Below are 25,371 nucleotides of genomic sequence, written 5' to 3'. Positions count from 1 at the left end.
GAGGTACAACCAAAGTTAGACAATGCCATTAGTTTACTTCACGATAAAGAAAATAATAGTGAATTAGTTGAAGCGAAACGTCAACTTGATGAAGCAATAGCAGAACAAGATCCGACACCAGGAATGACACCAGCAACAGCTGATAACTATAGAGCGAAGAAAGCAGAAGCAGAACGAATTAGTTCAGAAGCTCAAAGCGTGATTGACAATGGTGATGCGACAGCTGAAGAAATTAGAGATGAGAAAGCAAAAGTAGAAGAAGCATTAACTCGTTTAACTGAAGCAAAAAATGCATTAAAAGCAGATAAGTCAGTGTTAGAACAAAAACGCCCAGGATTAAATCATGTAGGAGTTACCGAAGGTAAAACACCAGCCAGTGTGACTGCATATAATAATGAAATGACTAAAATTCATGATGAACTTGAAGCAGCGAAAACAGAAGCAGATAGAGTCATCAACGATGATAACGCGACACCAGCCCAAGTGACAGCGGCTATTGCAAAAATAGATGCAGTACAACCTAAGTTAGACAATGCCATTAGTTTACTGCATGACAAAGAAAATAATAGTGAGTTAGTTGAAGCGAAACGTCAACTTGATGAAGCAACAGCTCAACAAGATCCAACGCCAGGAATGACACCAGCAACAGCTGATAACTATAGAGCGAAGAAAGCAGAAGCAGAACGAATTAGTTCAGAATCCCAAAGCGTGATTGACAACGGTGATGCGACAGCTGAAGAAATCAGAGATGAGAAAGCAAAAGTAGAAGAAGCATTAACTCGTTTAACTGAAGCAAAAAATGCATTAAAAGCAGATAAGTCAGTGTTAGAACAAAAACGCCCAGGATTAAATCATGTAGGAGTTACCGAAGGTAAAACACCAGCGAGCGTGACTGCATACAATAATGAAATGGCTAAACTTCATGATGAACTTGAAGCAGCGAAAACAGAAGCAGATAGAGTGATTCATGATGACAATGCGACACCAGCCCAAGTGACAGCGGCTATTGCAAAAATAGATGCAGTACAACCAAAGTTAGACAATGCCATTAGTTTACTTCACGACAAAGAAAATAATAGTGAATTAGTTGAAGCGAAACGTCAACTTGATGAAGCAACGGCTCAACAAGATCCAACACCAGGAATGACAGAAGTAACTGCAAATAATTACAAAGCGAAGAAAGCAGAAGCAGAGCGAATTAGTTCAGAAGCTCAAAGCGTGATTGACAATGGTGATGCGACAGCTGAAGAAATCAGAGATGAGAAAGCAAAAGTAGAAGAAGCATTAACAGTATTAAATCAAGCGAAAGAAGATTTAAGAGCAGATAAAACAGAATTACAACATAAACTTCCAGAATTAGATCAACGAGGAACTACCGAAGGTAAGACACCAGCAAGTATCACTGCTTATAATGAAGCTCTAGGAAGAATACAAAGTGAAATTGAAGAAGCCAAAGCAAAAGCACAAGAAGTGTTAAATAAAGAAAAAGCAACACCAGCAGAAGTGAAAGAAGCATTAGACAAAGTGAAAGCAGTCTTACCAAAACTTACTGAAGCGATTAACTTACTTCACGATAAAGAAAATAATAATGAATTAATTGAAGCGAAACGTCAACTTGATGAAGCAACGGCTCAACAAGATCCAACACCAGGAATGACACCAGCAACAGCTGATAACTATAGAGCGAAGAAAGCAGAAGCAGAGCGAATTAGTTCAGAAGCTCAAGGTGTGATTGACAACGGTGATGCGACAGCTGAAGAAATCAGAGATGAGAAAGCAAAAGTAGAAGAAGCATTAACTCAATTAACTGAAGCAAAAAATGCATTAAAAGCAGATAAGTCAGTGCTAGAACAAAAACGCCCAGGATTAAATCATGTAGGAGTTACCGAAGGTAAAACACCAGCCAGTGTGACTGCATATAATAATGAAATGGCTAAAATTCATGATGAACTTGAAGCAGCGAAAACAGAAGCAGATAGAGTCATCAACGATGATCATGCGACACCAGCCCAAGTGACAGCGGCTATCGCAAAAATAGATGAGGTACAACCAAAGTTAGACAATGCCATTAGTTTACTTCACGATAAAGAAAATAATAGTGAATTAGTTGAAGCGAAACGTCAACTTGATGAAGCAATAGCAGAACAAGATCCGACACCAGGAATGACACCAGCAACAGCTGATAACTATAGAGCGAAGAAAGCAGAAGCAGAACGAATTAGTTCAGAAGCCCAAAGAGTGATTGACAATGGTGATGCGACAGCTGAAGAAATTAGAGATGAGAAAGCAAAAGTAGAAGAAGCATTAACAGCATTAAATCAAGCGAAAGAAGATTTAAGAGCAGATAAAACAGAATTACAACATAAACTTCCAGAATTAGATCAACGAGGAACTACCGAAGGTAAGACACCAGCAAGTATCACTGCTTATAATGAAGCTCTAGGAAGAATACAAAGTGAAATTGAAGAAGCCAAAGCAAAAGCACAAGAAGTGTTAAATAAAGAAAAAGCAACACCAGCAGAAGTGAAAGAAGCATTAGACAAAGTGAAAGCAGTCTTACCAAAACTTACTGAAGCGATTAACTTACTTCACGACAAAGAAAATAATAGTGAATTAATTGAAGCAAAATATAAACTTGATGAAGCAACGGCTGAACAAGATCCAACACCAGGAATGACAGAAGCAACTTCGAATAATTATAAAGCTAAGAAAGCAGAGGCAGAACAAGTAAGTAGAGATGCACAAAAAGTGATTGAAAATGACGATGCAACATCTGAGGAAATTGCGCAAGCAATAGCTAAAGTAAAGGAATCTACAGTTGCATTAAAACAAGCTAAATATGATTTAGTTCCAGACAAAACTTTATTGAATAATGCTAAAAATGATTTAGAAACAAGCATTAATCAGGTACCTGAAACTAAAAATATGACTAGTGATTCTGTCGAAAATTATAGAAATAAATTAAGTCAAGCAAAAGAAACATTAGCTAATGCACAAAAAGTTATTGATGATCCAACTTCAACAGTTGATGAAATTAATAAAACTATCGAAAATGTGAAACGTGCTAAAGATGAACTTGAACAAGCTAAACATGCCCTAATATTAGATTATGATGTTATCATTAAAAAAATTAAACAACAAACTGATTTAACAGATGCTCAGAAGGATAAATTAATAGAAAAGACAAAAGCTTCTACAACTTCTGATGAATTAGAAAATATTAAACATAATACTGATTTATTAAATGATGCGATGAAACAATTAAAAGAAAACATCGCTGAAAAAGATAAAGTCAAAGCAAGTATAAATTATACTGATGGAGATAAAGATAAAAAAGATGCCTATGATAATGCTTTAAAAGAAGCTGAAAAACTAATTAATGATGCAAAAAATCCTATTATTGATCCTAGCGTGATAAATCAACTTAAAGATAAGATAATTGATGCTAAAAATAATTTAAATGGTGTAGAAAAATTACAAAATACTAAAAGTAATGTTAAACATATACTTGAAAGCTTAGAACATTTGAACAATGCGCAAAAAGATGCGTTTAACAATATGATAGATAATGAAAATTCACGTGATAATTTAGATGCAATTATTAATAAAGCTAAAGAAGTGGATAAAGCTATGAAACATTTAATTGATGAAATAGCTGATAATTTAGATATCAAGCATTCTGTTAATTATTCAGAAGCTTCACCAGATAAAAAATCCGCTTACGATGAACTTATTAAAAAAGCTGAAGATTTAATAAATAAAGGTATTGGCACAAATGCATCACTTGAAGAAATTAATAAATTAATTCAAGATATTAAAAAAGCAAAAGATGATTTAGATGGAAAACATCAAGTTGAATTAGCTAAACAAAAAGCTTTAGAAGAGTTAGAAAATGAAGTTAACCGATTGAAAGATGAAATTGACAATAATCCTAACCTTTCTAAAGAAGATAAAGAAAAACTTAAATCTAAATTAGAGCATCTTCTTGAAAACGCAAAGGGTCAGATTAATAATGCAACTACATTAACAGACCTTAATAAAATTAAAGGTAATACTCAGAAAGAAATCGATAAATTAAAAGCATTAATTGATACTAAAATTTTGGCTAAACAAGAAATTATTGATTTTGCTAATAAAAAACGTCAAGAAATTCTAAACAATCCTAACTTAACTGATGCTCAGAAACAAAAAGCAATAGCTGAAATAGATAAGGCTTTACAAAAAGCGCTTGAAAACATTGATAATGCAAATGATATCAATGAAATTAGCCATAAACTTAAAGAGAGCAAAGATAATATAGCGAAAATTGTAGCAAAAGAAATTACTAATGCGTTAATTAATAATAAAATTAAAGAAATTAAAGAACGTAAAGATTTAACAGATGAACAAAAAGCTAAATTAATTGATTATCTAGAAAAACTTAGACGTGATACATTAGATGAAATTGATAAATCACATATTGATGATATTGGTTCAATTATCCAAGGATTAATAGACAAATTAAATATGCTTGATATTGATAAAATTGCAAGTATCTTAAATCAAAATAATAAAGAAAATAATCTAAATCATTTAAATGTTAATAATGACAATGTTCATTCTAATAATAATCATTTATCTAAATCGTATAGATTACCTGATACAGGTTCAGAAAGTCCATCTATTCAATTGGAGATTGAATTAATGACACTATTAGTTGGTCTAGGATTAGTATTAAAAAATCGTAAAACAAAGCACAAAAAAAATAAGAAAAAAGGATAATATAAAAGAGTTATAACTTATTATCTTTAAAAATAAAGAGCAGGAAACCACTGTAAATAGGGGGTTTCTTGCTCTTTATTAGTGAATAAATAGTAATTATGCTTCAAAGTCTATAATAATTCTTCCAGCATTCTCGTGATTAAGTACTGTTTTAATTGAAGATTTTAAATCTTTAAAAGCAATTGTATTTTTAATTTCATGTAATTTATCAGATTTTAAATCAGTGGCTAATCTTCTCCATACGCGTTGGCGTAATTTCATTGGTGTCATAACTGAATCAAGTCCCACTACACTTACACCGCGAAGAATAAATGGAAATACTGAAGTTTCAAAGTGATTACCCCCAGTCATACCAATTAATGCAACACCACCGCCGTTTGTTAGGTGCTTTGCTATATAAGGTGTTCCAGGTCCACCACAAGGATCAATAGCAGCTTGCCAAGTTCTTTTTCCTAATATTTCATCACTATCTTCAGAAATACGATCGATTACTTCTCTTGCCCCTAATTCTTTTAATTTATCTGTAGCTTTTTTATTTCCAGTACTTGCCACAACTTTATAGCCAAGTTCATTTAACATCATTACAGCTAAAGATCCAACACCGCCAGAAGCACCACGTACAAGTACTTTATCGCCTTCAAGCGTCATAAAGTTTGCTTTTTCTAACTTTTCTATTGCTAAACCAGCTGTGTAACCAGCAGTCCCATAAATCATTGCTTCTTCAAGTGTTAAATTTTCAGGACATTTAACAATCCAATCTGATTTAACACGAGCATATTCACTGAATCCGCCGAAATGATTAACACCTAAATCATAGCCAGTAATAATAACTTCTTCACCTTTTTCAATTGTAGGATCATCAGATTCTACTACTGTACCTGCTAAATCAATTCCAGGAATCATTGGGTATGATTTAAGTACTCCGCTGTCTTTAACAGTGGCTAAGGCATCTTTATAATTGATACCAGAATAATGAACTTTTATTAAAACTTCACCCTCAGGTAAGTCATTGATTGATAAGTCGTTAAAATCACTTGTGACAGTGCCATCATTATCCTTTTCAACCATAAACGCTTTGAAATTTACACTCATAAAATCGTACTCCTTAAATAAAATAAAAAATTAGATGTTAATTGCATATCTTAAATAACCATACCATATTTTGAACGTGTCATTAAGCTAAAATTTTTATATAAAATAAAAATAAAATAGCGTATATTTTAATAATAAAATAATTATATTGACAGTGAAATAGTATAAATATATAATCTTATTGATAATGATTATCATTTGATAATGTTCATGTTGACATAGATATAAAACTGTAATTTTAAAATATTTAACATCAAAAGGTAATCACTAAATTTTAATGAGGTGAATTTATTATGAAGAAATTATCAACTATTTTACTAACATCATCACTACTATTAACAGCATGTGGTCATAATAATCACGATAATGCTAATGACAAGACTTCAAAAGGGTCTACAAATAATAATAAAGTAGCATTACAAAAAGCAACTAAAGAATATAAAAAATATACAAATGAACAATTAGATCAGTTTTTAAAAGGAACTGAAGAATTTGTATCTGCAATAAAAGCAGATGATATTGAAAAAGCGAAATCTTTGTATCCTAAAGTACGTATGTTTTATGAACGTTCTGAACCTGTAGCCGAAGCATTTGGAGATTTAGATCCTAAAATAGATGCTCGTCTAGCAGATATGAAAGAAGAGAAAAAAGAAGACAAATGGACAGGGTACCATAAAATTGAAAAATCTCTTTATCAAGAGAATAAAATAGATGAAATGACTAAGAAGGACGCTGATCAATTATTAAAAGATGCTAAAGAATTAGATGCTAAAGTGGATACATTAGATATTACACCTAAGTTAATGCTACAAGGATCAGTGGATTTATTAAATGAAGTTTCTACATCAAAGATTACTGGAGAAGAAGAAATATACTCTCACACAGATTTATATGATTTTAAAGCAAATATCGAAGGTGCTCAAAAAATTTATGAATTATTTAAACCAGAAATAGAAAATAAAGACAAAAACTTGAGTTCTAAAATTGAGGATAATTTTAATAAAGTAAATCAATTACTTGATAAATATAAAGAACATGATGGTTATAAAGATTATAGTGCAGTAACTAAAGAAGATAGAAAAGCTTTATCAGATGCAGTTAACTCACTCGGAGAACCATTAAGTAAAATGGCTGTGATTACAGAATGAGTAATATCAATCAAAAAAACTCTACCCAAATGACTAGACGATCATTTTTAAAATTACTTGGAGTAGGAAGTGCTGGTGCTGTTATAGGAGCAAGTAGTATGGGGAGTATCTTTTCGTTTAAATCTATGTTTGATACCCCTGAAAGTGAAGAAAATGATGCATATGAATTTTATGGACGTATCCAAGCTGGTATTACCACACCAACTCAAAAAAATTGTATCTTCATTGCATTAGATTTGAAGTCGAAGAATCAAAAATTAATTAAAGATATGTTTAAAAAATGGACTCAGATGTCTATTAATATGACAGACGGCGCTACTATCGGAAAAAACACTACCAATACGCTATTACCACCAGTAGACACAGGTGAATCATTAGGATTAGATGCTAACAAACTTACTTTAACATATGGCGTTAGCAAGTCTTTTTTGAAAAAAATAGAATTATCATCTAAAATTCCATCTGACTTTAAAGAAATACCTCATTTTCCTAATGATCAATTAGATAAAGAGTATAGCGATGGAGATATTATGATTCAAGCATGTTCGAATGATCCTCAAGTCACTTTCCACGCTATACATAACTTAATAAGACCTTTTAGAGATATTATTAAAATTCGTTGGTCACAACATGGTTTTATTTCTGCTAAAAAAAATGAAACACCAAGAAATTTGATGGCATTTAAAGATGGAACAGTTAACCCACGGAAAAATAATGATTTGAAAAAATATGTATTTATAGATAATGGTTGGGCTGAAAACGGAACGTATTGCATTATAAGACGAATCCAAATTCACATTGAGACCTGGGATCGTACTGCATTAGAAGAGCAAGAAGCAACATTTGGTCGTAAACGTTCTACAGGCGCACCTTTAACAGGAAAGAAAGAGTTCGATAATATTGATTTAAATGCTAAAAATAATAAGGGTGAGTATGTTATAGATGAGAATGCGCATACGCGTTTAGCTCGAGAAGTACAAACTTCTATTAAACGTAGAGCCTATAATTATAATGATGGTACAAATAATAAAACAGGCGACTTAGATACTGGACTCATGTTTATTTGTTTCCAAAAATCTATTCAACAGTTTATCGATATTCAAAATAATTTAGGTCATAACGATAAATTAAATGAATATATCACACATCGTGGTTCCGCATCATTTCTTGTATTACCAGGGGTACAAAAGGGGGGCTATATAGGTGAGACACTATTTAGTTAAGATATCACTAGTCACTCTCTTAATCGTCATTACACGTTTTTTTTCATTTACTTCAGTTAGTATTGCAAATGATAGTCAATTAAGTGATGTATATGTAGCTATCTCTGATGCGAAATCGATGTTAGAACACAAGCAATTAAATCGTAATGAAAAACAAAACGTGTTAAATGAAGTAAAACATAAGATAACATCTTTAAATATTAAAGAAAATAGAGAAGGAAAAGATGTTAAAGCAAAACTTCAAGAGATTGGCCAAGCAACGACTACTAATAAACAAGTAGATTCGTTATCAGAGTTAACAAAATCTCTCATTGTTTATGAAAGTTCTGTAGCGACTGATGATATTGATAAAGATATTAAAAATTTAAAAAAACAAATTGACGCAAAAGATAATTTGATTCAAGAAGCGATAAAAAATAGAGATATTTCAAAATTACAGTCTATAAATAATATGATAAATCAAATTTGGAAAAGTCATGAAACGTCTGTCAGAAATTATGATGAGAATAAGTATGGACAAATAGAAGTGTACTTAATGCAACTGCGTGTAGCTATTCAAAAAGAGCCATTAGACATAAAAAAAGTAGATAATGCTTGGAATACATTTAAAACAAGTATTGATACAGTTGATAAAAAACAAGCAAGTACCGAAAAAAATCAATATAAAGTCACTCAACTTAATATTGAATTAGAAAAAGCAATCAAGGGTATCGAGAGTCATCAGTTAAAGCAATCAGATGAAGCGTTGTCTAAATTTATACAAATATGGCCTTATGTTGAAGGTGAAATTCAAACTAAAAATAGTAGTTTATATACAAAAATTGAAGATAAAATTCCATATTATCAAAGTATTTTAGATAATAGTAATAAGGATCTAATTAAAGAAGGATTAATAAAAATAAATTCTGAAATTAAAGATACTGTAAATGAAGAAGGATATTCATACATCGATGTAATGATTATCTTTTTACGTGAAGGATTAGAAGTATTATTAATCATTTTGACTTTAACAACTATGACAAGAAAAGTTAGAGATACTAAAGGTACAGCAAGTGTCATCGGTGGCGCTATTTTAGGATTGATTTTAAGTCTTGCCTTAGCACTTGTTTTTATTCAAGTACTAGGAAATAATGGATTATTACGAGAAGGCATGGAAGCGGCACTTGGAATAATAGCAGTTGTTTTAATGTATATTGTTGGTATATGGATGCATAGACGTTCAAACGCTAAGCGATGGAATGACATGATTCAACATATGTATCAACATGCAATTAGTAATCGAAACTTAACATTACTAGGCGCAATTGGATTGATATCAGTTTTGCGAGAAGGTGTAGAAGTCATTATCTTTTATATGGGAATGATGGGAAGTATAAAAACATTAGATTTTGTTATTGGAATTATACTAGCTATTGTTATTTTAATAATGTTTACATTATTATTTAAACTTATTGTACGATTGATACCTATATATTTCATTTTTAGAGTACTTTCTATTTTAATATTTATCATGGCATTTAAAATGTTAGGAATTAGTATTCAAAAATTACAATTACTTGGAACGTTAACGCAACATAGTATTGAGCATTTACCAACACTTAATATCATTGGTTTTTATCCAAGTATTGAAACGATAAGTATACAATTGATTTATATAATTTTAATTGCCTATTTTATTTTAAAAAATACTAAAGAAAAACAGCATATTTAAGTTAAAAATAAAGTCTCATGTGAGTCGATTAAATAACTCATTTGAGACTTTTGTATTTAAATACAAATTCATTAATGTCTAGTAGTTATTTTAGCTAAAAGAAGGCTTAGTTCAAATAAAATAATTAGTGGCAAAGTTAAAAATAGATTCAAAGTGATGTCAGGTGGTGCTAGAATACTAGCAATAATGAAACAAGTAAAATAAATATATTTACGATATTGATGTAATTGTTTAATGTCTATCAAATCTATTTTAACTAGTCCTATACATACCACAGGTAATTGAAAAACGATACCAAATATGAATAACCATCTAATTAACTCATGTAAATAAGCATTAAAACCAATCATCGGTTGAATATACATTATTTTTGATAATGTTAATGAGAATTTTATAATTAATGGAAATCCGATGATATAGGCAAATCCGACACCAAGGAAAAATAACACAGTACATAAGATACTATATTTATAAATAAACAAACGTTCACGTCGATGAAGTCCTGGTGAAATAAAAGCCCATAATTGATAAAAAATAATAGGAAGAGTAAAGCATAGAGCTACAAAACTAATGATTAATATATAGATTTGAATCATTTCAGTGAATGAAAAAGTATGTAAAACAACTTGAGTATGTTTAATATGATAAACAAAAGTTGTGATCCACCATTTAGATGATATATATACTAAGAGTGAAGTAACTAAAAATGAAATAAGTATTTTAGTTAAACGTCGTCTTAATTCTTCAAAATGTTCAAATAAGGTCGAACTAGTTTGACTTGTCTCGTTGTTGTTTAGAATGTTTACTGGGTGTTTCCTCGACCTCATCTGAATCAATATGTTCAGCTGCAGACTTAAATTCTCTTAAAGTACTTCCAATCGCTTTACCAAATTGTGGCAATTTTTTAGGACCAAAAATAATTAATGCAACAATACTAATAATGACTAAACTGGTAGGTCCAGCAATGCCTAATATAAAAAAACCTTGAAACATCTTGAACACCTCACTATAAAATAATCTATCTTTACTTTATACTTATTGATAATTATTATCAATATATATTTTAATTTATAAAAAAATAATTTAATGTGGCGCTTGAAAGATGTGAGATAAGGAATAAGGTATTATCTAGTTTTGAAAAATGAATACAATAAAAGAGGGAAGATATGAAAGAATATATTGAAGAAATAAAAAAAGATAATGTAAGTGAATTAAGAAAAATTGCAGAAAAAACGTTTTACGATACTTTTAAAGGTAGTTACACAGATGAAAATTTTAAAAAGTTTTTTAAAGAAAACTATAAAGAAACGAAGTTATTATCAGAAATCGAACATCATCAATCTTTCCATTATTTTTATAAGGTAGAAGGCGAGATTGCTGGTTATTTAAAATTAAATATTAATCAAACGCAAACTGAACCAAAAGGGGATCAATATTTAGAAATTCAACGTATTTATTTTGATAAGGATTACCAAGGTGGAGGAAGAGGAAGTCAATTTATTCAATTAGCTATTGATAAAGCAAAAGAATATAATAAATCAAAAATATGGTTAGGCGTTTGGGAAAATAATCTTTCTGCCATTGACTTTTATAAAAAGCAAGGCTTTGAAATTACAGGACAACATGACTTTATTAATGGTGATGTGGTAGATACTGATTACATCATGGAAAAAGAAATTTAACATTAAATAATAAAACGCTAAGAGAACAAGTAAAGGTTGTCCTCTTAGCGTTTTATTATTTATCTAAAATATCTCTCATAAGTTGAGTCAATTTTTTTAGAGAGTGATTTTTACGATTTATAAGTGCATGTTGTTGAATGATAGGAATAGTATCATGAATTAAATGATTTAGTAATAATTCTTCATTTGTATACCACACTTTTGATAAACTGTCCATTACGTCAATATAGACACCACGTTCTTCTATATATTCTTTATGATTAGGAGTATATAAACACACTTTTTTATCAATAGTTAGTGCATCAAAAATTATAGAAGAATAATCAGTAAGTACAGTGTCTGATATTAAGATTAAGTCTTGCGTTTCTATATCAGTAGGAGCTTCAATGACACCTTCTGGTATAGTATCGTCATCTTCAACGTGTCCTTTGTATATTACATAGTATTTTTCTAATAATTCTGGCGTCATCGTTAAAGGTGTAAATGATTCTGCATTTTTATGCCATGTTGGAGCATATAATAAAATAGGTTTTGTATGATCGAGTCTTAATTTTTCGCGTATTTTTCTATGCTGATTTTGATTGTCTTTATAATGTAGTAAATAACTGACTCTTGGATAGCCAAATGGAAGAAATTGAATCGTTTCATTAGGAAAAGCAGTTTCAAATAAACCTTCTGAAGCTTTTGAATCTAATAAAAAATATGATTGATGTTTCCATTTATTATATTTTCTCGCTCTATAATTATAGATATTTTGATTTTGATATGGTTCTTTACTATCTAAAAATAATTCTTTAATAGGCGTACCATGCCATAATTGAATGACTGTGCCATTAGGTTGATACGTTTCAGGCATATAGCTTTCAATAACTACGATTTTTGCAGTTTCAATAAGTTCTTTATTATGTTCCGCATCAGTGGGGAGAAAATAAGGTCCACGTCTGTCGTCAGTAATGTAATAAGATTCTGTTGTTGGATTTCGTTTTACAAAGTAATTAAAAAGATATTTAGAGTTACCTCTATAGCCATAATCAAAACCTAAAAATACGACATGATTTTTCACTTTAGATGTATCTTTAGAATAGATATAACTTAGTTTTCTATGATTTTGAATCGCACGTTGGTGCATTTTATTGTACATCCATCTGGGCATTTTAAATTTAGTTGTTACAAGCCAACTATCAGCAAAACGAAGCGTTTCGTCAGTTAATGGTTGCTTATATTTAGGAAACGGAATCGAATGGCCATGGATATAAGCAAGTTTATTTAAATTAAAATGATTAGCAATTTTAATTTCTCTTGTATCTAATGATTTCCAAAACAAACTAGATGTCTGTAACTCCTCAGTAAAATCAAAAACAACATGTCCATCTATATCTATTTCATCTTTTAAAATAGTGACGACTGCTAAATCCATAATAGATTGTATTTCATATTTTGAAAGATAAGTCAACGCAGTATCAATATCATAAATTACATTTGGATAATGATTAATATTGTTCATCCAAGTGAGAAAACTTAATTTATCATCCCCAAAGTAACGGCAATCATTAAGATAAACACCATGAATTGTATAGTCAACAACAATAGAGTGTTCACCTAACGGAACAGCATTAAGCATGTCTTGATTAATTTTTATTTCATTAGAATAGGGAATAAAATGTGAATATCCTGCTGATTTTGCTTTATTAAGTTGTATATCTAGATGTGTCATATTAGATATATTTATTTGTTTAATCATTATGCATTATCCTTTAACTCCTAAATTTCATATTATTATTTTACCATGCGCTTTCAAAAAATTCATATCTACGTTAATGATGAAGTGAACTGATAAGTGAAAAATATTTAAAGGTTGAAACATTCAAATTTAATTTTAATAATTTATATATAAAACCACCTCGTAGTATTGTCATTTGTAATAAAAAATGTTATATTATTTTTGTGAAATTATTCACAAAAATAAAAATGTACTTTTTTTAGTCTTAACTTGAATACAATATGTTAATTTTTGTGAATACCTGTTAAAATTATGAAGGTGAATTTATAGTTGTTTAGCTAGATGATTCATTAGCACAATAAAATATTAAGGAAAGAAGCGTTTAAATTATGTTAGTACATTCTTTTAACCCTTTTGGTAACTTAGCGTTATCTAGTTTAATTGCAGCAATTCCAATCATTTTATTCTTGTTATGTTTAACTGTGTTTAAAATGAAAGGGATTTATGCAGCAATCACTACTTTAGTAGTTACTTTACTTATTGCATTGCCATTCTTTAAATTACCTGGTGGTATTGCTACAGGTGGTGTAATAGAAGGATTTTATCAAGGTATTATCCCAATTGGTTATATCGTTATTATGGCCGTTTTATTATATAAAACGACTCAAGAATCTGGTCAATTTAGTACAATTCAAGATAGCATTATGAGCATTTCACAAGACCAACGTATTCAATTATTATTAATTGGTTTTGCTTTTAATGGCTTCTTAGAAGGTGCTGCAGGTTTCGGTGTGCCAATCGCAATTTGTGCATTATTACTTGCACAACTAGGTTTTAAACCTTTACAAGCAGCAATGTTATGTTTAATTGCCAACGCTGCTTCAGGTGCATTCGGTGCAATTGGTATTCCAGTTGGTATTGTGAATACACTTCATTTACCAGGACATGTTGAAGCAATGAGCGTGTCTCAAGTGTCTACACTTACTTTAGCAATTATTAACTTTATTATTCCATTCTTATTAATCTTTATTATTGATGGTTTTAAAGGTATTAAGGAAACATTACCACAAATTTTAGTAGCTTCAATTACTTATACAGTATTACAAGGCTTAATTACAGTATTTGTTGGTCCAGAATTAGCTGACATCATTCCACCATTAGTGACTATGGGTGTGTTAGCAGTATTCTCTAAAAAATTCCAACCTAAAAATATTTTTAGAATACAAAAAGATGTTAAACCAGAAGCAGTTACTCCACATAGTGGTAAAGAAATTTTATATGCATGGAGCCCATTCATTATCTTAACTGTAATTGTAATGATTTGGAGTGCAACATTCTTTAAAAACTTATTTGCACCAAATGGTCCTTTATCAGCATTGGTATTTAACTTTAATTTACCAGGAACATACAGTGATGTAGCACATAAACCTATTACATTAAGTTTTAATTTTATTGGTCAAACTGGTACAGCCATTTTACTTACAATTATTATTACAGTTTTAATGTCTAAAAAAGTTAATTTCGGTGATGCAGGACGTTTGTTCGTAGAAGCATTCAAAGAACTATGGTTACCAATTTTAACTATTTGTTTCATTTTAGCAATTTCTAAAATCACTACATATGGTGGTTTAAGTGCTGCAATGGGTCAAGGTATCGCAAAAGCAGGCGGCGTGTTCCCAATTTTATCTCCAATCTTAGGATGGATTGGTGTGTTCATGACTGGTTCTGTTGTAAATAACAACTCATTATTCGCACCAATTCAAGCTTCAGTTGCCCAACAAATTGGTACAAGTGCACCGTTACTTGTTGGAGCGAATACTGTTGGTGGTGTGGCTGCAAAACTTATATCTCCACAATCAATTGCGATTGCAACAGCAGCTGTAAAACAAGTGGGTAAAGAATCAGAATTACTTAAAATGACATTAAAATACAGTGTTGCTTTATTGATATTTATCTGTATTTGGACATTTATTTTATCAATGTTTATGTAGTTATAATAAAAAGGATTGCAATTCTTCGAATTGCAATCCTTTTTTTATTTGAAAATAGAATAAAAAGCATTATAGATTTTATCTGGAGAATAGCTTTCAAGAGTTTGATGGCTTGCTTCAATCATATTTTCTGAATGTTCTCCCTTTTGGATAGCAAGATCAATATATTTTGCTAATGATTTTGCATTCGTATAATCAGCTAAATAACCATTTTTATTATGTTGAATAAGTTGTGAAGGCCCTAATGTATCTTTAAAGCTAATAACAATATTGTCTTGTGCCATTGCTTCTAAAAGGACCATTCCAAATCCTTCATTTCGTGAAGGAACGACAGTAATTCGACTTTGAGCTAATTTTTCATTAAGCTGTTGAGTAGCTGGGTGTATGGTTATTAAGTCATTAAGATGGTAATCATTAATAGCTTGTTGTAAATTTTGATGTTCTTGACCTTCACCATAAATGTCGATTTTATACCTTTTTTGTCTGAGCATATTTTTAATGATATTAATACTTTTTATTAAAATATCATACCCTTTTTCGTATTCTAAACGTCCAGCACTTAAAATAATATTTTGTTTAGATAAGGTTAACTTTCTTGCTTGAATAATATTGGGAATCACATAGATAGGTGTATCAATAAGATTTTGGTATTGTTGTTTATCTGCTTCAGTTAATGTAGTCACAACGTCTAGATGTTGATAAGCATCTAAGATTTCTTGTTGATACGCCTTGGAATAGGCATTTAAATTCATATGTTCCATACCTACTACCATTGATTGTCCATGATAATATTTAGAAATAAGTATATTAAAACTTGCTCTTGTGCCTATGAGTACATCGGTATCTACATTATTTATTGCACGTATAAGTTTATGTTCAATATATTTAGAGAATTGATTTAAACCGGGCTCATGTTTTGAAAGGTAAATAGGCTTCAATAAAGGAGTGTATTTATTAAGTCGATTCATTAGGATAGAAATGACATTTTGTGGTTTTAATCTATAATCGACTAAGTGTTTTATTTTAATAGAAGAATTAAGTTTGAAATAAGGTATATCTTTAGCTCTGAAAATAGAGATAATTTCAACTTTGTGACCGTGATCCGATAAAGTGTTTGCTAATTCAGTAATTGCTTTAACTGTTCCACCTAGAGCATAGATATTATGCATTAAAAAAGTAAATGATTTCATGATTGTACCTCGTTATTAATGATATTATAAAAATTATAGCATGTAATAAAAAAAGTGTATAAATATTGTAGGCTTTATAATAAAATCAAAATAATTTTGAAAATAGAAGCGAAATGATGTAATAATTCGTGTAAATACTTTTTTCAAAGAGAAATTATGTATATAATTAGTATAGTAATTAAAATTTTATTTACGTTTTTAATGTCAGATTAATATTTATTTTTTTATCAATCAAAGAAAGCGTTTTAAATTTCAAAAAATCGTAAGTATTTTGACTAAAGATGTGATTATAAAAGGGGGACTGGGTTGTTATGAGTATAGAACATAGCAAAACAGATGTCATCTTAATAGGTGGCGGAATTATGAGCGCAACATTAGGAACATTATTGAAAGAATTATCTCCAGAAAAAGAAATTAAAATTTTTGAAAAATTAGAACAATCAGGTGAGGAGAGTTCTAATGTATGGAATAATGCGGGAACAGGACATTCAGCTTTATGTGAATTGAATTATACAAAAGAAAATAAAGATGGCAGTATAGATGTAACGAAAGCGATTAAAATTAATGAACAATTCCAAGTATCTAAACAATTCTGGACATACTTAGTAAGAACAGGTCAATTAGAGAATCCAGGTAATTTTATTCAAGCTGTACCACATATGAGCTTTGTTAAAGGTATTTTAAATGTAGACTTTTTGAAAAAACGTGTAAAAACATTAAAAGAAAATATTTTATTCCAAAAAATGGAAATCACAGAAGATCGAGATAAAATTGCTGAATGGGTACCATTAATGGTAGAAGGTAGAACATCACATGTTCCTATTGCACTATCTCGTGATGAAACTGGTACAGATGTAAATTTTGGAGCACTTACTAAGAAATTAATTTCTAATTTAATGGAACGCAATGTAGATGTTACATATCATCAAGAAGTTCAAAATATTGAAAGATTGAGTAATGGTCATTGGAATGTGACTGTTAAAGATTTGAAGTCTAATACAATCCATAACTTCGAATCTGAGTTTGTATTCATTGGCGCTGGAGGAGCAAGTCTTCCACTTCTACAAAAAACTGGAATTAAACAGTCTAAACATATAGGTGGTTTCCCAGTAAGTGGTCTTTTCTTACGTTGTAAAAACAAAGACGTTATTGAACGTCACTATGCAAAAGTATATGGTAAAGCAGATGTTGGAGCACCGCCAATGTCTGTACCACACTTAGATACAAGATTTGTAAATGGAGAACGTTCTCTATTATTTGGTCCATTTGCAGGTTTTTCACCTAAATTTTTGAAAACAGGATCTAATTTAGATTTAATTTGCTCTGTTAAACCAAATAATATTGTAACGATGTTAACAGCAGGAGTTAAAGAATTCAATTTAACTAAATATTTAGTTTCTCAATTAATGCTTAGTCATGAAGATCGGATGAATGACTTAAGAATATTTTTACCGAATGCTAAAAACGAAGATTGGGAAGTTATTATTGCTGGACAACGTGTTCAAGTGATTAAAGATACAGAAGATAGTAAAGGAAATTTACAATTTGGTACAGAGGTTATTACATCTGATGATGGATCTCTTGCAGCGTTATTAGGTGCTTCTCCAGGAGCTTCAACAGCTGTTGATATTATGTTAGACGTATTAAAACGTTGTTATAAAGACGAATTTGAAACATGGATTCCAAAAATTAAAGAAATGGTTCCATCTTTTGGTTTAAAACTAAATGAACATAAAGACGTTTACGATGCAGTTAATCAAGAAGTGCATAAGTATTTGAAGTTAAAATAAATAATAAAGCAGGCTGAAACATCATACAATGGTTTCAGCCTGTTATGTTTTAAATATTACTTGGTAATTGTACAGTAAAAATGGTTCCTTCATAAGAGTCACTATTTACTGATATATATCCTTTATGTAAATCAATAATTGACTTTGTAATTGCTAAACCTAATCCGTTACTATTATCTTGAGAATTCATTTTATAAAATCGATTGAATATATGTGATTGTGATTCTTTAGGTATAATATTTCCCTCATTCATCACTTTAAATATAATCCAATCCCCTTCAATAGTAAGTGATACTTCAATCATACCATCTATGTCTGAATACTTAATTGCATTTTGAATCAAATTAGAAAAAGCTTGATGTAAAAGACGACTATTTCCTTGGAAATAAACTTCATTAATTTCAGTTAATAACATTAAAGATTTATCATCAATAGCAAATTGTTCATGTCGAATAACCTCAGTTAGCATTGAAGAAAGATGAATACGTTCATTAAAAGATAAATGATTTGCATTATCAAGTTCAGATAATAATAATAACTCTTTTGTTAAATTACTTAAGCGAGTGATTTCAGAATGAATTTCGATTATGAATGTATCACGTTCTTTACTTGACGTTGTGGTTTGTAATTCGGTTAGTAAGCGTTGAATATGCGTAAGTGGTGTCTTTATTTCATGTGAAACATTTTGAACGAAATGTTGACGCATATTGTCTAATTGTTTAAGCGATTGTCTCATTGTATTAAAGCGATGCTGTAATGTACCAATTTCATCCTGTCTTGTCTGTTGTATCGGCGTTTCAAAATCGCCTTTCATGAGACGTTCAGTCGCATGTTTTAAACTTTTAATAGGCTTAACAATTGAATAAGTCGACGAAATAACAAGTGTAATAGAAATAATTAACAAGAAGAATAATAATACAAATAGAAATATTCTAAATTCGCCAAATGTTTCACCTATATCTGGTCGCATAAACACTGCAATGGATTGTTTTCCTTCATTGAATCTAACACCGACAGTATTGTCAGTAACATTATCAAAGAAACCAGTGACAAATAATTGGAAAGGTTTATTTTTAATACCATGATAGTCGTGGCCTTGAAGAACATGTTGAATAGCAGAGGATTGAAGTGTATCTTTTCTAAAAGGTTCACCATAAAAAGATTTATGACCATGTTGGTCAACTGTCAAAATTTGATAATTCATTTGACCAAGATGTTTAAAGTATGATTTTAGAGAATTTGTTGAAGTAATATGCTCATAACTTCGAGCCTCTTTTAGAGTGCGCATGATTTTGGCATCATTTTCTGCTTTTAGATTAAAGTGATAATATGTATTTGCAATAAAAAAACTAATAAAAGCACTAAAAATAATTACCGTTATTGCATAAATTGCGATACGACTATATAAAGTTTTAAACATTTGTAACCACCTTATAACCTTGCCCACGTACAGTCTGTATTTGTATATTGGCTTGTAATTTTTTTAAACGCGCACGTAAACGTTTAATATGGACATCAACCGTTCGTTCATCTCCTTCATAATCAAACCCCCATATTTTTTCAATAATTGTGTCACGTGTAAAAATTTGCTTTGGTTGTGCACAAAGTAAAAAAAGTAACTGAAACTCTTTTGTTGGCAGATATATTTTTTTAGTATCGACACTCACTTCCATAAACTCTTCATTTAGAACTACATTGCCTATTTTAATTTCATGTTGTGCATTCACTTGATAGCGACGTAAAACAGCTCGAATTCTGAACAATAATTCTTTAACTTCAAAAGGTTTTGTTACATAGTCATCTGTACCACTAATAAAAGCGCGTTCTTTGTCACTCAATGCATCACGTGCAGTTAACATAATGACAGGCAATTGATAGTGTTTTTTTAGTAATTTACATAAAGCAAAACCATCTATTCCTGGCATCATAATATCCACTATAGCGATATCAACTAGATAATGATCAAGATAATTTAAAGCACCTTCACCACTTGAGTGGGTAATGGTATGTATATTATCAGCTTCTAAATGTTTAGAAACATAGTGTAATAGTTTAGAGTCATCATCTACAATTAAACATTTTACCATTTATACTCGGCTCCTTTTAAATCATTATACGGATAATTTTAGATTGAAACAATTTTCTTATAGTTCATATTCAGTTCATATTTACAGTTTATACTCCATTTAGCAAAAATAAATAAGGAGGAAAAAATCAATGAACTTAGCTTGGAAAGAAATAAAGTTTTATAAATTTCGTTATACATTAATCATGCTAATCATCTTCCTTCTCGGAACTATGGTGTTATTTATTAATGGGTTAGCACAAGGGTTGGCAAGAGAAAATGTATCATTTTTAAACAATCAAAATGCTCAAACATATATTATTGAAAAAATGAAAGAACCAAAAATTGAAACATCACAACTTGATTCAAACCAACAAAATCAAATTGAAAATATAACTCATCAACAAGCAACACATCTTGGTCCGCAAACATTAAAGTTGAAACAACAAGATCAAGGCATTTTAACTTTTACTACTTCTAAACAAAATCGTCCTTCTTTAAAAGAGGGTCATTATCCAAATAGTTCAAATGAAGTTGCAGTAAACGATAAACTAACAGGTCAAGGCGTTAAAAAAGGCGATACTATTAAATTTAAAGGCCATAATAAGAGTTACAAAGTAAGTGGTGTTATTGAAGACACAATGTATTCTCATAGTTCAATGATTATGATGACAAAATCAGACTTTAAAGCGCTTAATAAAAACTACTCTACGTTTTATCCAATAAAAAATTTGAAAAAAGCCGATAAAGATAAGATTAATAACATATCTAAAGTAGAGACAGTAAACGAAAAAACATTAACTGATAATATTGCAAGTTATCAAGCAGAACAAATGCCTCTTAATTTAATGATTATTAGCTTATTCGTCATTACAGCAATTGTATTAAGTGCATTCTTCTATGTAATGACAATTCAAAAAATCTCACAAATAGGTATTTTGAAAGCGGTAGGTATTAAAACAAGACATTTATTAACATCATTAATTTTAGAAATTGTTTTAACTACTATGATAGGTGTTGTTTTAGCTACAATACTTATTTTATTATTAAGCCTAATTATGCCAGTTACTATGCCATTTTACTTAGGTTATGGCACAATTCTATTAATGATTGTCATTTTCCTTATTGTAGGATTTATCGGGGCGTTGTTATCATTTATCAAAGTATTGAAAGTAGATCCAATTGATGCTATTGGAGGTATGGAATAATGACATTAAAATTAGAACATATTAGTAAAACGTTTGGAGAAGGATCAGCAGAAACAAAAGTTTTAAAAGATATTAATTTAGAAGTTGAAGCAGGAGAATTTATCATTTTAAATGGTGCTTCAGGTTCTGGGAAATCAACATTATTGAATATCTTAGGTGGATTATTAACCCCTACAGATGGAAAGATTTTATATAAAGGACACGATTTGTATTCAATCTATAAGAATAGTTCAGAATTAAGATTAAATGATATTGGCTTTATTTTTCAAGCATCTCATCTTGTGCCTTATTTAACTGTTGAAGAACAGCTTACTGTTATCGCTAAAGAAGCGGGGGTAAATAAAAAAGAAGCTGCATCAAATGCTAAACGATTATTAACAGAAATTGGTCTTAAAGATCGTTTACATGCATTCCCTCATATGCTGTCTGGAGGAGAAAAACAACGTGTAGCGATTATGCGTGCCTTTACAAATAATCCTAAAATCATACTTGCTGATGAACCTACAGCAAGTTTGGATGCAAGTCGTGCTACAAAAGTAGTTGAAATGATTAGAGAACGTATTAAATCCGAACAGATGATAGGTATTATGATTACTCATGATGAGCGATTATTTGACTATGCTGATCGCGTTGTAAAATTAGAAGATGGTAAAATACTAAATAAAAAGGCTTAAAACAGCAATAAATTAAAATTCTGGATCATACAACAAAATGATCCAGAATTTTTTATTTTATAGTAATGTCCAAATAGACACTATAAATAATCCTATTAAATAACAAATTAATGGTAATTTAAATTGATACATGAGTGCAAGAAAATCACGAAGTAGGGCTTTATCTAGGAAATGATAAGGTGTTGAACTAGCTATTGCATCTATATTAAGATTTGTTTTTTGTGCAAAAAGTAATGCTCTTAAAATATGAAATTGACTCGTTATACATAATATTTTAGGAAGATATTCAAAGGATGTATTTATGAGTGATTTAGAATATACAAAGTTCTCATACGTACTTGTTGATTGAGCTTCCATTAAAATTGAAGAGGGTGATACTCCATGTTTAATAAGATAGTTTTTCATGGCTAGGGCTTCTGAAATAGGTTCATCAGGACCTTGGCCACCACTTACTAATATGGTGCATGTAGATTGTTGGTTTTTAAAGACTTGTAATGCTCTATCTAATCTTAAAGCTAACATAGGTGTTACCTTTTCAGTGAAAATACCAGCTCCAAGCACAAGAATAAGATTGTATTGTTTGTAAGTTTTAGTATGGACAAAGGATGATGAGAAAACTAAATATATAGTGAATGTATAACAAGTGCTAAATAAAATGAATGCAATCCATAAAAATATACCGTTTAAAACTGGGACGAGTATTGAGCTTAGATATATAAATATACTAATAAATAAGATGCCACTTATCAATCTATGGAACATATTGTTTAGAAAATATGTTCCTTTTTTTATTTTAAATAAATGAGAATGTTTGACGAATAAACCAATGATAGAAACGATAATTAATATAAACAATCCAGTTGGTATTGTCATAGTAATGATATTAATGATATTAATAATGAAACATAATATCACGCTTGTACTAAAAAAGGAGAGAGAGATAAAGTATTGTATATTAAACAAAACACCTAGGATAATTATTAAAACAATAAATAATAAAATTATTGCTAGCATATTTGATAACCTCATATCTGTTTATATATTTAATGTAATTGAAAGAGTCACAATTTAGCAACTATTATATTTTTTTACTTGTTTTCAACGTGAAAAATTATTGATATTATTTAACAGAGTATAAAAAGTAATGACACAGTATATGAAACTATCTAAGCAAGGAGATTTGTAATGAGTAGAATCTCAAAAAATCATATTGAATTTATGAAACATTTCATAGATGATACAAATACATTAACGGCTAAACTTTTAAAAGAGCAACAAATAAAATATGGTATTTCTATTGAGCAATCGAACGTACTACGATTACTGAATCATCATCACGTTTTATCTATAACAGAAATTACTGAAAAACAAGGCGTTAATAAAGCGGCGGTAAGTCGTCGTATAAAAAAGCTAATAGAGAGTGGCTTTGTTGCTTTGCAAAAGCCTAATGATAAAATAGATCAACGCTTAAAATATATTATTTTAACTGAAAAAGGGCGTCAGTATATTGAAGAAAATAATGAAATGATTAGCCAAATTGTAAATGATATGGTAAAAGACTTATCAAGTAAAGATATAGAAAAAGCTTTGAGTGTACTTTACGTTATAGATGAACGTGTAAAGCATTTCAATGCAAAAGAAGTATAAACATTCTACTATAGTTATCTCAATTAATAAAAAGGTTATAATATTTGAGTAGAAAAATGTGAACTAATTGCATCTTATGAAAGAAAGTTGGTGATAAAATGAATAGATGTCCATATTGTGGTCAAGAGTTAAATAAAAATGATAAGCAATGTTCTAATTGTGGAAATTTAATATTAGAAGAAAAAATTAAACCAACAATATCATCTTCTCAATCAGAGCAACCTAATTTAAAATTCAAGAAATTTATTCCATGGGTTATTATAATTTTTATTATTATTTTAATAGTTATTATTTTTGTATTATTAAGAAATTTCAATTCTCCTGAAGCTCAAACTAAAATTCTTGTAAATGCGATTGATAATAATGATGCTCAAAAAGTAGCTACACTCTTAAGCACGAAAAAAGTTGCTGTAGATGATGTAGAGGCAAGCGTTTATATTCAATATATCAAAGATGAAGTTGGAATGATGAAATTTATACATGACGTCAAACAAACAACAGATAAATTAAATAAAAGTAATAATAATGATTCTGCCTATATCCAAAACAAAAAAGGTGAAAACGTATTGAAAATTAGTAAAAATGGAACACGTTTTTTAATTTTTAATAATATGAGCTATAGGGCGCCTACAAAAAATGTTATCGTTAAACCTAAATTAGATACAACATATAAATTTAAAGCTGATGGAAAGCATAGAGTTATTAGTGCAAAGGCGAATAAAGAGACTTCTATTGGTGAATACATTCCAGGCGTATATGCTATTGATACTGAGAAAGATACGGAATATGGTCATTTTACAGGGCAAATGAAATTTGATTTCAGATATGCTAAGGGAAATACTGTGGATGTTAGTGAGGACTTTAACGAAGCACTACTTAAAGTTAAATTAAAGGGTGAAAATGATTTAGATGAAAATACATTAAAAGTAACTATTAATGGTAAAGAAATGAAATATGATGCGTCAAAAGAATATGGTCCATATCCTCAAAATAAAGATATTAATGTTTCAGCTTCAGGTCAGGTGAAAGATAAAATATTTACGTCTACAAGTAAAACAATAAAGGCAAAAGATTTAGGAAACATTAATAGTGCAACGCTGGATTTTGATGAAGACAAAATTTCTAATTATATTTCAAAGAAAACAGAAGAAGAAAGTATACTTAGACATACATTAGAACCATTTTTTAATCAATATGCTTCTGCTCTAAATAATGCTATTAATGGACAAAATCTCGATGTAGTAAGTCCATTTTTAAAAAATAATTCTGATGCATATTTAGATGTGAAAAATCATTTGAATGATTCAAAACACTTTGAGTTTTCTCAATTGATAAGTGCAACTCAAAGTGGAGATATTATTAAAGCTAAAGTACAACAAATTAATCAACGTGGAGAAATAGAATATGTCACTTATGAAATAGCAGAAGATAGTGATAATGGAACATTACAAATTATAAAATTTAAATAG

General features: G+C 29.9%; 19 protein-coding genes. 11 read left to right on the top strand and 8 right to left on the bottom strand.

The genetic code is table 11. The features are described from left to right. Positions 1-4,761 (top strand): DUF1542 domain-containing protein (locus AC2FB1_RS07655; protein WP_490674667.1); only part of this gene is annotated, 4,761 nt, incomplete at its 5' end. 96 nt (positions 4,762-4,857) lie between these two features. Here AC2FB1_RS07655 and AC2FB1_RS07650 read toward each other — a convergent pair. Further along, the gene (locus AC2FB1_RS07650) at positions 4,858-5,853 is read right to left on the bottom strand and encodes an acrylyl-CoA reductase family protein (protein WP_490674666.1); all 996 of its coding nucleotides are present in this window, start codon (positions 5,851-5,853) and stop codon (positions 4,858-4,860) included. 293 nt (positions 5,854-6,146) lie between these two features. Here AC2FB1_RS07650 and efeO point away from each other — a divergent pair, with 293 nt between their 5' ends. The 3 genes from efeO to AC2FB1_RS07635 are packed head-to-tail and all read left to right on the top strand — an operon-like array spanning position 6,147 to position 9,935. After that, positions 6,147-7,001 carry an iron uptake system protein EfeO gene (efeO, locus tag AC2FB1_RS07645; protein ID WP_490674665.1) on the top strand — a complete coding sequence of 285 codons (855 nt, stop codon included), beginning with the start codon at positions 6,147-6,149 and terminating at the stop codon, positions 6,999-7,001. Continuing rightward, on the top strand, positions 6,998-8,224 hold the full coding sequence (gene efeB / locus AC2FB1_RS07640) for an iron uptake transporter deferrochelatase/peroxidase subunit (RefSeq protein ID WP_490674664.1): 1,227 nt from the start codon (positions 6,998-7,000) through the stop codon (positions 8,222-8,224). Before efeO ends, efeB begins: the two co-directional genes overlap by 4 nt. Next, entirely contained in the window at positions 8,205-9,935 is a 1,731-nt protein-coding gene (locus AC2FB1_RS07635; protein ID WP_490674663.1) for an FTR1 family iron permease, read from the top strand. Before efeB ends, AC2FB1_RS07635 begins: the two co-directional genes overlap by 20 nt. Before the next feature lie 71 nt (positions 9,936-10,006). On the opposite strand, the gene tatC is transcribed toward AC2FB1_RS07635, so the two are convergent. Both tatC and AC2FB1_RS07625 read right to left on the bottom strand, forming a co-directional pair. Next, positions 10,007-10,762 (bottom strand): twin-arginine translocase subunit TatC, encoded by a 756-nt coding sequence (gene tatC / locus AC2FB1_RS07630; RefSeq protein ID WP_490674662.1) that lies wholly within the window; start codon positions 10,760-10,762, stop codon positions 10,007-10,009. Further along, complete coding sequence (locus tag AC2FB1_RS07625; RefSeq protein ID WP_490674661.1) at positions 10,704-10,928, bottom strand: twin-arginine translocase TatA/TatE family subunit; 225 nt, start codon at positions 10,926-10,928, stop codon at positions 10,704-10,706. The genes tatC and AC2FB1_RS07625 overlap by 59 nt, the downstream gene beginning before the upstream one ends. Positions 10,929-11,101: 173 nt before the next feature. On the opposite strand from AC2FB1_RS07625, the gene AC2FB1_RS07620 reads away from it, so the two are divergent. Continuing rightward, positions 11,102-11,617 carry a GNAT family N-acetyltransferase gene (locus AC2FB1_RS07620; protein ID WP_490674660.1) on the top strand — a complete coding sequence of 172 codons (516 nt, stop codon included), beginning with the start codon at positions 11,102-11,104 and terminating at the stop codon, positions 11,615-11,617. Between the two features lie 55 nt (positions 11,618-11,672). Here AC2FB1_RS07620 and AC2FB1_RS07615 read toward each other — a convergent pair whose 3' ends face one another. Continuing rightward, positions 11,673-13,358, bottom strand: a complete 1,686-nt coding sequence (locus AC2FB1_RS07615) for a CDP-glycerol glycerophosphotransferase family protein (protein WP_490674659.1) — start codon at positions 13,356-13,358, stop codon at positions 11,673-11,675. 368 nt (positions 13,359-13,726) lie between these two features. Here AC2FB1_RS07615 and AC2FB1_RS07610 point away from each other — a divergent pair, with 368 nt between their 5' ends. Next, the gene (locus tag AC2FB1_RS07610; RefSeq protein ID WP_002448432.1) at positions 13,727-15,328 is read left to right on the top strand and encodes an L-lactate permease; all 1,602 of its coding nucleotides are present in this window, start codon (positions 13,727-13,729) and stop codon (positions 15,326-15,328) included. 44 nt (positions 15,329-15,372) lie between these two features. On the opposite strand, the gene AC2FB1_RS07605 is transcribed toward AC2FB1_RS07610, so the two are convergent. Then, positions 15,373-16,518 carry a glycosyltransferase family 4 protein gene (locus AC2FB1_RS07605; RefSeq protein WP_490674658.1) on the bottom strand — a complete coding sequence of 382 codons (1,146 nt, stop codon included), beginning with the start codon at positions 16,516-16,518 and terminating at the stop codon, positions 15,373-15,375. 311 nt (positions 16,519-16,829) lie between these two features. Between AC2FB1_RS07605 and mqo the strand changes: the two genes are divergently transcribed. Beyond that, positions 16,830-18,308, top strand: a complete 1,479-nt coding sequence (mqo, locus tag AC2FB1_RS07600; protein ID WP_490674657.1) for a malate dehydrogenase (quinone) — start codon at positions 16,830-16,832, stop codon at positions 18,306-18,308. A gap of 49 nt (positions 18,309-18,357) precedes the next feature. On the opposite strand, the gene AC2FB1_RS07595 is transcribed toward mqo, so the two are convergent. Both AC2FB1_RS07595 and AC2FB1_RS07590 read right to left on the bottom strand, forming a co-directional pair. After that, a complete protein-coding gene (locus AC2FB1_RS07595) occupies positions 18,358-19,728 on the bottom strand; it encodes an ATP-binding protein (RefSeq protein WP_490674656.1) in 1,371 nt (456 codons plus the stop codon). After that, complete coding sequence (locus AC2FB1_RS07590; protein WP_490674655.1) at positions 19,721-20,395, bottom strand: response regulator transcription factor; 675 nt, start codon at positions 20,393-20,395, stop codon at positions 19,721-19,723. The genes AC2FB1_RS07595 and AC2FB1_RS07590 overlap by 8 nt, the downstream gene beginning before the upstream one ends. A gap of 130 nt (positions 20,396-20,525) precedes the next feature. Between AC2FB1_RS07590 and AC2FB1_RS07585 the strand changes: the two genes are divergently transcribed. Beyond that, positions 20,526-21,581, top strand: coding sequence for an ABC transporter permease (locus tag AC2FB1_RS07585; RefSeq protein WP_490674654.1), 1,056 nt, complete (start codon positions 20,526-20,528; stop codon positions 21,579-21,581). Beyond that, a complete protein-coding gene (locus tag AC2FB1_RS07580) occupies positions 21,581-22,255 on the top strand; it encodes an ABC transporter ATP-binding protein (protein WP_490674653.1) in 675 nt (224 codons plus the stop codon). Before AC2FB1_RS07585 ends, AC2FB1_RS07580 begins: the two co-directional genes overlap by 1 nt. Positions 22,256-22,312: 57 nt before the next feature. Here the strand turns inward: AC2FB1_RS07580 and AC2FB1_RS07575 are convergent, their stop codons facing one another. Then, positions 22,313-23,128: a YdcF family protein gene (locus AC2FB1_RS07575; protein ID WP_490674652.1), complete on the bottom strand. Its 816-nt coding sequence runs from the start codon at positions 23,126-23,128 to the stop codon at positions 22,313-22,315. A gap of 312 nt (positions 23,129-23,440) precedes the next feature. On the opposite strand from AC2FB1_RS07575, the gene tcaR reads away from it, so the two are divergent. After that, entirely contained in the window at positions 23,441-23,902 is a 462-nt protein-coding gene (tcaR, locus tag AC2FB1_RS07570; protein ID WP_490674651.1) for a MarR family transcriptional regulator TcaR, read from the top strand. 98 nt (positions 23,903-24,000) lie between these two features. Further along, on the top strand, positions 24,001-25,371 hold the full coding sequence (gene tcaA / locus AC2FB1_RS07565; RefSeq protein WP_490674650.1) for a membrane-associated protein TcaA: 1,371 nt from the start codon (positions 24,001-24,003) through the stop codon (positions 25,369-25,371).

This window comes from Staphylococcus sp. CoH_129_LAB_1, from assembly GCF_058191515.1.
This window is presented reverse-complemented; position numbering and strand designations above follow the sequence as displayed.

What these genes read in the sequence shown, in the direction of transcription:
- mqo (WP_490674657.1), top strand. Translation starts at nt 16,830, where the DNA reads ATGAGTATAGAACATAGCAAAACAGATGTCATCTTAATAGGTGGCGGA.
- tcaA (WP_490674650.1), top strand. Translation starts at nt 24,001, where the DNA reads ATGAATAGATGTCCATATTGTGGTCAAGAGTTAAATAAAAATGATAAG.
- efeB (WP_490674664.1), top strand. Translation starts at nt 6,998, where the DNA reads ATGAGTAATATCAATCAAAAAAACTCTACCCAAATGACTAGACGATCA.
- AC2FB1_RS07605 (WP_490674658.1), bottom strand. Translation starts at nt 16,518, where the DNA reads ATGAAATCATTTACTTTTTTAATGCATAATATCTATGCTCTAGGTGGA.
- AC2FB1_RS07625 (WP_490674661.1), bottom strand. Translation starts at nt 10,928, where the DNA reads ATGTTTCAAGGTTTTTTTATATTAGGCATTGCTGGACCTACCAGTTTA.
- AC2FB1_RS07650 (WP_490674666.1), bottom strand. Translation starts at nt 5,853, where the DNA reads ATGAGTGTAAATTTCAAAGCGTTTATGGTTGAAAAGGATAATGATGGC.
- AC2FB1_RS07580 (WP_490674653.1), top strand. Translation starts at nt 21,581, where the DNA reads ATGACATTAAAATTAGAACATATTAGTAAAACGTTTGGAGAAGGATCA.
- efeO (WP_490674665.1), top strand. Translation starts at nt 6,147, where the DNA reads ATGAAGAAATTATCAACTATTTTACTAACATCATCACTACTATTAACA.
- AC2FB1_RS07620 (WP_490674660.1), top strand. Translation starts at nt 11,102, where the DNA reads ATGAAAGAATATATTGAAGAAATAAAAAAAGATAATGTAAGTGAATTA.
- AC2FB1_RS07590 (WP_490674655.1), bottom strand. Translation starts at nt 20,395, where the DNA reads ATGGTAAAATGTTTAATTGTAGATGATGACTCTAAACTATTACACTAT.
- AC2FB1_RS07595 (WP_490674656.1), bottom strand. Translation starts at nt 19,728, where the DNA reads ATGTTTAAAACTTTATATAGTCGTATCGCAATTTATGCAATAACGGTA.
- AC2FB1_RS07610 (WP_002448432.1), top strand. Translation starts at nt 13,727, where the DNA reads ATGTTAGTACATTCTTTTAACCCTTTTGGTAACTTAGCGTTATCTAGT.
- AC2FB1_RS07575 (WP_490674652.1), bottom strand. Translation starts at nt 23,128, where the DNA reads ATGACAATACCAACTGGATTGTTTATATTAATTATCGTTTCTATCATT.
- tatC (WP_490674662.1), bottom strand. Translation starts at nt 10,762, where the DNA reads ATGAGGTCGAGGAAACACCCAGTAAACATTCTAAACAACAACGAGACA.
- AC2FB1_RS07585 (WP_490674654.1), top strand. Translation starts at nt 20,526, where the DNA reads ATGAACTTAGCTTGGAAAGAAATAAAGTTTTATAAATTTCGTTATACA.
- tcaR (WP_490674651.1), top strand. Translation starts at nt 23,441, where the DNA reads ATGAGTAGAATCTCAAAAAATCATATTGAATTTATGAAACATTTCATA.
- AC2FB1_RS07615 (WP_490674659.1), bottom strand. Translation starts at nt 13,358, where the DNA reads ATGATTAAACAAATAAATATATCTAATATGACACATCTAGATATACAA.